Below are 12189 nucleotides of genomic sequence, written 5' to 3'. Positions count from 1 at the left end.
CGTCGATTGCAAACGTATTCATGCCGGTGGCGCACGCGCCGATGGAATCATGCCCCCACGCACCGCGGCAGTTCGCGGCGCGGGGCTTGCCGAGGGAACGCATGGACAACATTCGCTGGTGGCGTGGCGCGGTGATCTACCAGGTCTACCCGCGCAGCTTCCGGGACACGGACGGCGATGGCGTGGGCGACCTGCCCGGCGTCCTCGAGAAACTGGACTACATCGCCAGCCTCGGCGTCGACGCGATCTGGATTTCCCCGTTCTTCAAGTCGCCGATGGCGGACTTCGGCTACGACATCGCCGATTACCGCGCGGTCGATCCCTTGTTCGGCACCCTGGAAGACTTCGATCGCCTGCTCGCGAAGGCGCACGCGCTCGGCGTGCGCGTGATGATCGACCAGGTGCTCAGCCACACGTCGATCGAACACGACTGGTTCACCGAAAGCCGCGCCTCGCGCGACAACCCCAAGGCCGACTGGTACGTGTGGGCCGACGCGCGCCCCGACGGCACGCCGCCCAACAACTGGCTGTCGATCTTCGGCGGCGTGGCGTGGCGCTGGGAGCCGCGCCGCGGCCAGTATTTCCTGCACAACTTCCTCGCCTCGCAGCCGGACCTCAATTTCCACAACCCGGCGGTGCAGGCCGCGACGCTGGAGAACGTGAAGTTCTGGCTGGAGCGCGGCGTGGATGGCCTGCGCCTGGACGCGATCAACTTCTGCTTCCACGACCGGCAACTGCGGGACAACCCGCCCAAGCCGGCGGAACTGCGCACCGGCCGCGGCTTCAGCGCCGACAACCCGTATGCGTTCCAGTACCACTGGTTCAACAACACGCAGCCGGAAAACCTGCGCTTCCTCGAAGACCTGCGCGCGTTGCTCAACCAGTACCCGGGTGCGACGTCGCTGGGCGAGATCTCGTCCGAAGACTCGCTGGCCACGATGGCCGAATACGTCGGCGACGCGCGCCTGCACATGGGCTACAGCTTCGAACTGCTCACCGACGACAGGAGCGCGGCCTACATCCGCATGACGGTGGAGACGCTCGAAGCGCGCATGCCGCACGGCTGGCCGTGCTGGGCGATTTCCAACCACGACGTCGTCCGCGCGGTCACGCGCTGGGGCAACGGTCGCGCCGACGATGCGCTGGCCAAGCAACTCGTCGCGCTGGTGTGTTCGCTGCGCGGCTCGGTGTGCCTGTACCAGGGCGAAGAACTGGGGCTGACCGAAGCCGATGTCCCGTTCGAAGCGCTGCAGGATCCCTACGGCATCGCGTTCTGGCCGAACTTCAAGGGCCGCGACGGTTGCCGCACGCCGATGCCGTGGCGCGACGACGCCAAGGCGGGCTTCACCGACGGCACGCCGTGGTTGCCGGTCGCGCCCGAACACCTGGCGCAGAGCGTGGACGCGCAGGACGCCAATGCGGCGTCCGTGCTGAATGCCACGCGCGCGTTCCTGCAGTGGCGCAAGGCGCAGCAGGCGCTGGTGGAAGGCGACATCGAATTCCTCGACGCCCCGGAGCCGATCCTGGCGTTCGTGCGTCGTCACGGCGATCGCGCGATGCTGGTGGCCTTCAACCTGTCGGATGCCGGGGTCGAATGGACGCTGCCGAAGCACGCGGATGCGACACCGATCGAAGCGCCGGGCGTGGACGCCGGTGCGATCCGCAACGGACGCCTGGTGTTGCCGGCGCGCGGCGTGCTGTACGCGCAAGCGTGAAGCGCTTCATTGCGTTGGGCGTGGCGTGCGTGTGCGCCGCGCCGGCGTTCGCGGGGCAGCCCACGCAAGCCGATTGCGATAACCCTGCGCCGTCTACGGTGCTGGCGCCTGCGGCGTCGAAAGCCACTGACGCCCGCGCATATTGGCTGGACGCGCAATCGATCGCCTGGCCAACCCCGCTTACTCCTCCCCCTGCGAAGGCAGGGGGAGGCCGGGAGGGTCCTTTCCGCGAGCTATCGCCTCGCCACGCCAGGCCGCGCCCCCATCCCGCTAACGCCGGACAACACACCCCTCCCCGACGCCTTCAAATTCATCGGCGAAGGCCCGCACCTCCGCGTCCCCACCAACACCAACGTCCGTGCGTTGCTGCGCAACGACGTGGTCATCGAACGCCTCGACGCCCGCGGCCACGTCACCGACCGCACGCACCTGCAAACCCCCGGCGCCCTCGACGCGCTCTACGCCGACGCCGCGGACAAGGTCGTCCTCGGCACGCACGACCTCGCCTACGACAGCATCCCCTTCGCCCTCTGGGCGCCGACGGCCCGCACCGTCGCGCTATGCCTGTACGACACGCCGCGTGGCGCATCGCGTTCGCGCGTCCCGATGGTGCGCGACCCCGCGAGCGGCGTGTGGTCGACCACCGTGTCGATGATTCCCGGGCCGCGCTATTACCTCTTCCTCGTCGACGTCGACGTGCCCGGCGTCGGCCTGGTGCGCAACCGCGTCACCGATCCATATTCGGATGCGCTGGCCGCCGACGGCGCGCGCAGTTTCGTCGCGCGCACGGAAGTGGACGACGACGCCGGGTGGCACGGCGACCACGCGCCGTCGCCGCGCACCAGCGTCATCTACGAACTCCACGTCCGCGACTTCTCCCGCGACGATCCCAGCGTGCCCGCCGCACACCGCGGCAAGTACCTCGCCTTCACCGACACGCAGTCCAACGGCATGCGCCACCTGCGCGCGCTCGCCGACGCGGGCGTGACCGACGTGCACCTGCTGCCGGTGTTCGATTTCGCTTCCGTGCCCGAGCGCCACTGCGATCCGAAGGGCGACAAGGCCCACGATTGCTTCAACTGGGGCTACGAACCGTTCCACTTCAATGCGCCCGAGGGCAGTTACGCGACCGATCCCGACGGCGACACGCGCGTGCGCGAATTCCGCGCCATGGTAAAAGCGCTGCACGCCATCGGCCTGCGGGTCGGCATGGACGTCGTCTACAACCACACCACGGCATCGGGCCAGGCCGCGAATTCGGTGCTCGACCGCATCGTCCCCGGCTACTACCACCGCCTCGACGCGAACGGCGCCGTCGCCAATTCCACCTGCTGCGCCAACACCGCCACCGAACACCGGATGATGGCGAAGCTGATGCGCGATTCGGTCGTGCAATGGGCGCGCGATTACCACATCGATTCGTTCCGCTTCGACCTGATGGGCCACCAGCCGCGCGCCGTGATGGAAGACCTGCAGCGCGCGTTGAAGGCCGCCACGGGCCGCGACATCCCGCTGATCGGAGAAGGCTGGAACTTCGGCGAAGTGGCGGACGGCAAGCGCTTCGTGCAGGCCTCGCAGCTGTCGCTGGGCGGCACGGGCATCGGCACCTTCAGCGATCGCGCGCGCGACGCGGTGCGCGGCGGCGGGCCCGGCGACCACGCGCCTGCGCTCGCGGAGGCGAAGGGCTGGATCAGTGGCGGCGCGGATGCACGCAGCGCCGACCTGGTGCGCGTCGGCCTCGCAGGCACGTTGAAGGATTACGAACTCCCGTCCGGCACGCCGCTGTCGAAGGTGGACTACAACGGCCAGCCCGCCGGCTACGCCACGCAGCCGAGCGAGGTCGTCAACTACGTCGAGAACCACGACAACCAGACGCTGTTCGACATCAACGCGTGGAAGCTGCCGCGCGACACGTCGCTCGCTGAACGCGCGCGCGTGCAGCTGCTCGGCGCCGCGGTCGTCGCCTTCAGCCAGGGCACCGCGTACTACCACGCGGGCATCGATGTGCTGCGGTCGAAGTCGCTGGATCGCAACAGCTACGACTCCGGCGATGCGTTCAACCGTCTCGACTGGACGTACCGGGACAACGGCTTCGGCATCGGCCTGCCGCCCGCGCAGGACAACGGCGTGGATTACGACGCGATGCGGCCGCTGCTCGCCGAAGCGGCGCACATCAAGCCCGCGCCTGCGGACATCGCGTGGATGCGGGATGCGTTCCGCGACCTGCTGCGCATCCGCTCGGGCAGCGCGTTGTTCTCGCTGCCCACGACCGATGAAGTCCGCGCGCGCCTGCGCTTCCCGGACACCGGCACGCCGGACCTGATCGCCGGCCGCCTGGAAGGTCGCGTGCTCGACGGTGCGAACTATCCGGCGATCCAATACTTCCTCAACGCCGCGACGGAAGCCCGCAGCGTGGTGTTGCCGGATTCCCACGGTGAACCGTGGACCTTGCACCCCGTACACCTGGCCCCCGACGCCACCGACAAGCGCGCCCGCGACGCCCGCTTCGACCGCGCGACCGGCCGCTTCACGATCCCGCCGCGCACCGCCGTCGTGTTCGTGCAGGGCGAGAGCGCCCTGCCCGCGCTGCGCACCTACCAGTTGTCCGCGACGTTGAAGGACGAAGAACCCATCACCGTCGACGTGCAACTGCCCCGCGGCTACGACGCACGGCAGCGCTATCCGGTGCTGTATTTCGACGATGGCCAGGACCTCGTCGCCGTCGACGCACTGCCGACCATCGAACGCCTCGACCGCGACAAGGCGATCCGCCCGTTCCTCCTCGTCGCCATCCACATGCCGAAGGATCGCCTGGCGGCCTACGGGCTGGCCGATCGCAACGCGAAGCACAGCGTCGTCGCGAACACGAAGTACGGCGCGGTCGGCGCCAACGCGCAGGCGTATTCGGAATGGGTCGCGCACACGCTCGTGCCGTTCATCGACGACAAGTTCAGCACGCAGCGCACGCCCGAAGGCCGCGCGATCCTCGGCTGGTCGCTGGGCGGCATCAACGCGTTCTCGCTGGGCTGGAACTACCCCGACGTGTTCGGCCGCGTCGGCGCGTTCTCGCCGTCGTTCTGGCTGCCCGCGGAGGCGAAGGACCCGACGCAGCGCATCGCCCCGATGCTGGTCGAACGCGGCAGGACGCCGCCTTCGTTCCGCGCGTACTTCGCGCCCGGCACTGCCGAGGAAACCGATGATCGCGACGGCGACGGCATCATCGATGTCGTCGACGACGTGCAGGACCTGGCCGCGTTGCTGCGATCGAAGGGCGCGCGCGAAATCAAGGTGGTCCCGCTCGAAGGCGGCAGGCATCGCCAGACCTCGTGGGCGGCGATGCTGCCGGGATTCCTGACGTGGGCGTTCCCGCGCTGATCAGCCCGTCATGTCCTCGAGTTCCATGCCCTTGGTCTCCTTCACCGCGCGCAGGACGAAGATGTACGAGATCACCGCGAACGCCGCGTACAGGCCATAGGCGAACGTCAGCCCCATCTCGGCCAGGCTCGGGAACGTCACGGTGATCGCGAAGTTCGCCAGCCATTGCGCGGAGGCCGCGACGGCTAGCGCGATCGCGCGGATGCGGTTCGGGAACATCTCGCCCAGCAACACCCACACCATCGGGCCCCAGCTCAGGCCGAAGAACACGACGTAGAGGTTGGCGGCGATCAGCGCGATCACGCCCCAGTGGCCCGGCAACGAGATGTCCGCCCCGCTCCCGATCGCGTGCGAGAACGCCACGGCCATCGCGCCCAGCGTGACCGCCATGCCCGCCGAACCGACCAGCAGCAACGGCTTGCGCCCCACCTTGTCGACCAGCGCAATCGCCACCAGCGTCACCAGCACGTTGACCACCGAGGTGGCCACCGTGATCGAGAACGAATCGGCTTCGCTGAAGCCCACCGAATGCCACAACGTCGACGAGTAGTAGAAGATCACGTTGATGCCGACGAACTGCTGGAACACCGACAGCAGGATGCCCACCCACACGATCGGCAGCAGGCCCATGCGCGGGCCGCGCAGGTCGCGCAGCACCGGGCGCGCTTCGGTCTTCAGGCTCTGGTGGATGTCCTCGACCTTCGCGTCCAGCGCGGCATCGCTGTGCAGGCCGAGCACCTGGCGCAGCACATCCTTCGCTTCGGCCATGCGGCCCTTGGCGACGAGGTGGCGCGGCGATTCCGGCACGCCGAACACCAGCGCGCCGTAGACCAGCGCCGGCACCACGGCGACGAGGAACATCCAGCGCCACGCTTCCTGGCCCAGCCACAACAGATGCGACGCGCCGCCGGCGATGTTCGCCAGCCAGGCGTCGCTGAGCAATGCCACGAAGATGCCGAGCACGATCGCGAGCTGCTGCATCGACCCGAGCCGCCCGCGCACGTGCGCCGGCGAGACTTCGGCGATGTAGGTCGGCGCGATCACCGAAGCGACGCCGACGCCGATGCCCCCCACGATGCGCCACAGGATCAGGTCCCACATGCCGAACGCGAGGCCGGAGCCGAGCGCGCTCACCGCGAGCAACGCGGCCGCCACGCGCATCGTCTGCACGCGCCCGTAGCGATCGGCGAGCGGGCCGGCGTACCACGCGCCGAGCGCGGAGCCGAGCAGCGCGCACGACACGGCGAAGCCCGTCGCGACCGCACTCAGGCCGAACGCCCCGCGGATCGAATCGACCGCGCCGTTGATCACGGCGGTATCGAAGCCGAAGAGGAAGCCGCCCAGCGCGGCCGCCGCGGAAATCAGCAGCACGCGGATGGTCGCGTGCTGTTCCTGCGCGGCCACGGCCGATGGTGTGGTGTTCATTGCATCGATTCCCCTCTGGTGTTCGAAATGGTCATGGCAGACGAATGGGGCCAACGGTATCGAGGATGCGTGCATCGCGCGCCGGATCGCCGCCGCCGAAGGCATGCGGACCGGCCACCGGTGCGAGCGCACGGTACCCGCCGTCGTAGTCCCACGTCGTCACGTGCACGCGCGCGCCCTGCAGGGTGCGCGGGCGGCCGAGGGCGGACGCGGGAATCGTGAAGGTGATGGTGCGCACGGCGGCGTCGACGTCGAGCTTCGGCGCCGGTGCGGGCGTGCCGTCCGCGGTGGCGGTCGCGCCGTGCGAAGTGAATGCCGCATTCGACCAGCCGTTCGCGCGCACGCGGTAGTGCCAGCGCATGCCATCGGGCAGCTCGGCGAATTGCTGCGGCATGGCGCGCGCGCCCTCGCCTGCGCCCGGCACCTCGACGAAGAGCGAAAACGCAACGTGGTCGAAGCCGTTCGGCGGATTCCAGGGCGTCGAGATGGCGCGCATGCGCACGACGATCTTCAGCGACGCGCCGGCGGTGAACACGTCCACGTGTTCGATGTCGCCCTGGCGCGGGGCGTAGCTGGCGTCGGACGGATAGGTGTAACGGCCGTCGGGGCCAGCATCGTCGTCGTGGGGATCTTCGACGGAAGCGACGCGCACCCATTGGCGATCGACGCGGAAGGTCCGGCGCGCCGACGCCCCGCCCGGCACCCACGCCACCACGCTGTGCGGCACTGCCGGATCGAGCATCGCGCTCGTATCGATGCGCGCGGTCCATGCCGATGCACGGGGCGTCACCGGGATCGCGTGCGCCAGGTCGTCGTCCACCACGATGCGCACCGCCGTCGGCGCAAGGCCGTCCGGCAACGCTCCGTGCACGTCGAAATCGCCGGCGAAGCGATCGCGGTCCAGCGGCGCAAGCATCGGAACCACGGCGTTGGAGATTGCGGAGGACTCCCGCGTGACTTCCTTCCAGACATACGCCGAGCGTGGCGGCAGCACCAGCGTCATGCGGCGATCGATCACCGGCTGGTCGCCCAGGGCGCCGCCCAGGGCGAACATCGCCTGCCATTCGTCGATTCCCGCGACGCCTGTCTCCAGGTTGTCCACCAGCACCGGATGCGCCGCGGTGTTGAACACCACCAGGCGCGCGTCGCCATCCGCGCCCCGCATCGTGTACGCCAGCACGCCGGGGCCGACCGGACTATCGCGCACCACCTTCGGCGTCCCGCGCGAGAACACCTTGTCGCTGCGCCGCAACGCGATCACCTGCTTGAGGTATTGCGCGAGCGGCGCCTCCGCATCGAAGTGATCGCGCCCGTTCGATCCATAACCACCGGCGAACATCGCCGCCCGCTGTTCGGTGAAGCCCTGCTCCGTCCCCTGCCACACCGCCGGAATCCCCGGCAGCGTCATCAGCATCAGCAACGCCTGTTTCAATCCGGCCTCGTCGCCGGCGGACAGGAAACGATCGACGTCGTGGTTGTCGATGAAGGTCACCATGCGCCACGGATCGGCGAAGTCCCGCATGCGCCGCGCGATGCGATCACCGAGCTGCGCCGTCGGCGCGCCGCGCGCGAACACATCGGTCGCGGTGGCATACAACGGGAAATCCAGCATGCCCGGCATCAACGGCGTGCCGTCGGGCATCCGCATGTAGGCCGCGATGCGCTTCGATTGCGTGTCGTCGAAGGGCTTGTCCATCGCGAACGCTTCGCCGAACACGTGGAAGTCCTTGCGCCCGGTTTCGCGCGCCACGCGCAGCACGCCGGGTGCCTTCGGATCGTCGGCCTCGAGGAAATCCTGGAAGAACGCCGGCGGCACGTAGAGCGCGGTGTCGACGCGGAACGCATCCACGCCCGCTTCGCGGATCCAGTCGCCGTACGACTTCCGCAACGCGGCGCGCACCACCGGGTTGTCGGTGTCCATGTCGTCGAGGCCGGCGAGCTGCCACGTGAGGCGTTGCGTCTCGTTGGCGAAATCGACGATGTCCGGCGTCCAGTGATAGATCGCCTCGCGCGCCTGCGCGGGATCGCGCGGGTCGTTGCGGTCGAACGGCGACTGCACCGGCGCGGTGCGGCCTTGCGTGTCGCGCACGAAGTCGACGCCCCTTGCCGGATCGCTTGCCGTCCACGTCTTGTCGTACCGCAGGTAGTTCGCGGTGTGGTTCACCACGATGTCCTGCACGAGGTACATCCCCGCGCCGTGCAACGCCTTCGACAGGTTGGCGTAATCCGCCTTGGTGCCGAAGTGCGCGTCGATCGCGCTGAAGTCCGTCGCCCAGTAGCCGTGGTAACCGCCGTAATGCGCCTGCGGGTTCCACCACTGGTTGGCCACCGGCGGCGTGATCCACACCGCGGTGAAGCCCAGGCCCTGGATGTACGGGAGGCGGCGCTGCACGCCGCGCAGGTCGCCGCCGCTGTATTTCGCGTTGTCCGCGGGATCGTATTCAGCCGCGTGCTGGTCGCTGTTGGTGCGGTCGGCGTCGTCGAAGCGATCGATCATCAGGAAGTACAGGACCTGGTCGCGCCAGTCCGGCGAGGGCACGTGCAGCGGGCCCACGGGCGTCCCCGCCACCGCCAGCGCGGAAGCGAACAGGGCACCGCTTGCGATCCACCTCGTGCGCGCCATCCGCCCCCCTTTGCCCCGCGGACTATTCCACGCACCCGCGACCGCCGTCCGCCGGGCCGACAGGCGGAACCAATGAATACGTATGCAAAAAAGCTTGCAGCGCAAGCCCTGCGCCTATGCTCCCGGCACGACTTGTTCCGGGCAGGGGCCGGGACTTTCTTGGTACATCCACTTGGGAGGGGAGCAATGCAGCAACTCAAGAGAAACCTGCTGAGCGTCGCGCTGGCTTCGGCCACGATGATGCTGGCCACCGGGGCCTTCGCGCAGACCGCGCCGGCCACCACGTCCGACCAGGACACGACGGCGACGAAGCCGGCCGACGCGAAGAAGGAAACGCCGGCGCAGGCCCAGGCCCGCCAGCTCCAGACCGTCGAGGTCACCGGCATCCGCGCCGGTATCGAAAACGCCATCCAGACCAAGCAGCAGTCCACGTCCATCGTGGAAGCGATCTCGGCCGAAGACATCGGCAAGCTGCCCGACGTCTCGATCGCAGAATCCATCTCCCGCCTGCCCGGCCTCGCCGCGCAGCGCGTCGGCGGCCGCGCGCAGGTCATCAGCGTGCGTGGCCTGTCGCCCGACTTCTCCACCACGCTGCTCAACGGCCGCGAGATGGTGAGCACCGGCGACAACCGCAGCGTCGAATTCGACCAGTACCCGTCCGAACTCATGGCCGGCGTGACCGTGTACAAGACGCCGGACGCCGGCCTCGTCGGCCAGGGCCTGTCGGGCACGATCGACATGCGCACCGTGCGCCCGCTCGACTTCGAAAAGCCCGTGTACGCCGTGAGCGCGCGCTACCAGCGCAACTCGCTGGGGTCGGCCGCCAACGCCGACGGCGACGGCAACCGCATCAACGCCAGCGCCATCACCAAGTTCGCCGGCGGCGACATCGGCCTGGCGATCGGCTTCTCGCATTCGGACACGCCGATCCAGGAGGAACAGACCGGCCTGTACGAGCCGTGGCAGACCGGCGGCCGCAACGGCGTGCCGGCGAACGTGCATGTCACCGACGGTGGCAAGGCGCTGCGCCGCACGGGCTACATCCGCCGCAACGCGGTGATGGGCACGGTGCAGTTCGCGCCGATCGCCGAGTGGACGTCCACGCTGGACATCTTCCACACCTCCGCGATGCAGGAAGACACCGCCAACCAGTTCGAAGCCAACTTCAACTACAACGGCAACCCCGACGCGCAGGTCTGGTCGCCCACCATCAACGGCAACGGCACGCTCACGGGCGGCACGCTGACCAACGCCTACCCGCTCGTGCGCGGCATGTACGAGAAGCGCCAGGACACGATCAACGGCGTGGGCTGGGGCAACGAGTTCAAGCTGGACAAGGTCAACCTGACCGCCGACCTGAGCTGGTCCAAGTCCAACCGCGACGAAGTGCAGCTGGAGAACAACACGCAGCTGCTGCCCAACCCGCAGTTCGACACGCTGTCCCTCAACTTCCCGGAATCCGGTTTCGCCACAATCCATCCGCAGCGCGACTACTCCAACCCGGGCTCGCTGTTCCTCGCCAACACGATCTACGGCTCGGGTTACGGCAAGACGCCGCGCGTGGTCGATGAACTGGTGGGCTTCAAGGTCAACGCGAACTTCGACTCGCCGTTCCTGGCCAGCGTGTTCGCGGACTGGGACGTCGGCGCCCATTACGGCGACCGCGAGAAGACCAAGCACCAGCCCGAAGGCAACATCAACCTCGGTCCGCAGGGCCCGACGCCGGTCGGCGCGGACCTGCAGTACGGCCTGGTCGACCTCAACTTCGCGGGCGTCGGCTACATCCCGTCCTGGAACGTGCCGGGCGCCGTCGCGCGCTACATGACGTTCGCGCCGGACGAGAACGCGTCGTACCTCGTGGCCAAGGCCTGGACCGTGTACGAGACGATCTCCACCGGCTGGCTGAAGGGCAACATCGACACCACGTGGGGTTCGATCCCGGTGCGCGGCAACATCGGCGTGCAGATGCAGCACACCGACCAGTCGTCCGCGTCGAACTACTGGGACGCCTCGCAGCCGGTCGGCCTGAACTCCCGCCCGTACGAGGACGGCAAGACCTACACCGACTGGCTGCCGAGCATGAACCTCGCGTTCTCGTTCTCGCATGACCAGACGCTGCGCTTCGCCGCGGCGCGCCAGATCGCACGTGCCCGCCTCGACCAGATGCGCGCGTCGTTCGAGTTCGGCATCAGCACGGCGACGGGCGTGCCGGGCGGTTCGGGCGGCAACCCGCAGCTGGATCCGTGGAAGGCCAACGCGTTCGACATCAGCTACGAAAAGTACTTCAGCGGCACGAAGGGCTACGTTTCGGCCGCGGCGTTCTACAAGGACCTGACGACGTACGTGGTCACGCAGTCGGTCACGCGCGACTTCTCGCAGTTCATCGCGCAGATGCCGCTGGACCAGCAGGCGCTGGTGTCCACGCCGTTCGGCCAGTTCTCCCAGCCCGTCAACGGCAAGGGCGGCAACCTGAAGGGCATCGAGCTCACCGCGTCGCTGCCGCTCGACCTGTTCTGGCAGGCGGCCGAAGGCTTCGGCGTCGTGGCCAGCGCGAGCTACTTCGACAGCAACATTTCGCTGCCGCCGGATCCGTCGGTGCAGTCGAGCGTGGGCACGGACGACATCATGCTGCCGGGCCTGTCCAAGAACGTCTACAACCTGACGGCGTACTACGCGCGCAGTGGTTTCGAGGCCCGCATCAACCAGCGCTGGCGTTCGGACTTCATCGGCGAGATCGGCAACTTCGCTGCGGAGCGCACGCTGCGCTTCGTGGAGGGCGAGGACATCACCGATGCGCAGGTGAGCTATTCGTTCGCGCCGGATTCGGCGTTGAAGGGTGTGACGATGCTGTTCCAGGCGAGCAACCTGACGAACTCGGGCTATCGCACGTACGCGCAGACCAAGGACCGTCCGCTCGAGAACATCGAGTGGGGGCGGACTTACCTGGTGGGTGTCAGCTACAAGTTCTGATCCATCGCGACAAAACGTGGAACCCCTCCTTCCCCTGCCGTGCCAACGGCGGGGGATTTTTTTGGGTGCTGCTTGGCATCT

General features: G+C 68.2%; 5 protein-coding genes. 3 read left to right on the top strand and 2 right to left on the bottom strand.

Annotated features, from left to right (window positions below):
• Window positions 1-101 precede the first annotated feature (101 nt).
• Together LYSHEL_RS11620 and LYSHEL_RS11615 are read left to right on the top strand one after the other, a co-directional pair.
• Entirely contained in the window at window positions 102-1715 is a 1614-nt protein-coding gene (locus LYSHEL_RS11620) for an alpha-glucosidase family protein (protein WP_213434201.1), read from the top strand.
• A gap of 9 nt (window positions 1716-1724) precedes the next feature.
• A complete protein-coding gene (locus LYSHEL_RS11615; RefSeq protein WP_213498433.1) occupies window positions 1725-5090 on the top strand; it encodes an alpha-1,6-glucosidase domain-containing protein in 3366 nt (1121 codons plus the stop codon).
• Here LYSHEL_RS11615 and LYSHEL_RS11610 read toward each other — a convergent pair whose 3' ends face one another.
• Together LYSHEL_RS11610 and LYSHEL_RS11605 are read right to left on the bottom strand one after the other, a co-directional pair.
• The gene (locus LYSHEL_RS11610; RefSeq protein ID WP_213434199.1) at window positions 5091-6515 is read right to left on the bottom strand and encodes a sugar porter family MFS transporter; all 1425 of its coding nucleotides are present in this window, start codon (window positions 6513-6515) and stop codon (window positions 5091-5093) included.
• A gap of 31 nt (window positions 6516-6546) precedes the next feature.
• Complete coding sequence (locus LYSHEL_RS11605; RefSeq protein ID WP_213434198.1) at window positions 6547-9138, bottom strand: alpha-amylase family glycosyl hydrolase; 2592 nt, start codon at window positions 9136-9138, stop codon at window positions 6547-6549.
• 186 nt (window positions 9139-9324) lie between these two features.
• On the opposite strand from LYSHEL_RS11605, the gene LYSHEL_RS11600 reads away from it, so the two are divergent.
• A complete protein-coding gene (locus LYSHEL_RS11600; RefSeq protein WP_213434197.1) occupies window positions 9325-12108 on the top strand; it encodes a TonB-dependent receptor in 2784 nt (927 codons plus the stop codon).
• The last annotated feature ends 81 nt before the right edge of the window (window positions 12109-12189 follow it).

The sequence above is a fragment of the Lysobacter helvus genome, from assembly GCF_018406645.1.
GTDB classification, from domain to species: domain Bacteria; phylum Pseudomonadota; class Gammaproteobacteria; order Xanthomonadales; family Xanthomonadaceae; genus Noviluteimonas; species Noviluteimonas caseinilytica.
The sequence above is the reverse complement of the archived record's forward strand: the minus strand, read 5'-3'. Positions and strand labels throughout refer to the sequence as shown.

What these genes read in the sequence shown, in the direction of transcription:
- LYSHEL_RS11620 (WP_213434201.1), top strand. Translation starts at nt 102, where the DNA reads ATGGACAACATTCGCTGGTGGCGTGGCGCGGTGATCTACCAGGTCTAC.
- LYSHEL_RS11610 (WP_213434199.1), bottom strand. Translation starts at nt 6,515, where the DNA reads ATGAACACCACACCATCGGCCGTGGCCGCGCAGGAACAGCACGCGACC.
- LYSHEL_RS11605 (WP_213434198.1), bottom strand. Translation starts at nt 9,138, where the DNA reads ATGGCGCGCACGAGGTGGATCGCAAGCGGTGCCCTGTTCGCTTCCGCG.
- LYSHEL_RS11600 (WP_213434197.1), top strand. Translation starts at nt 9,325, where the DNA reads ATGCAGCAACTCAAGAGAAACCTGCTGAGCGTCGCGCTGGCTTCGGCC.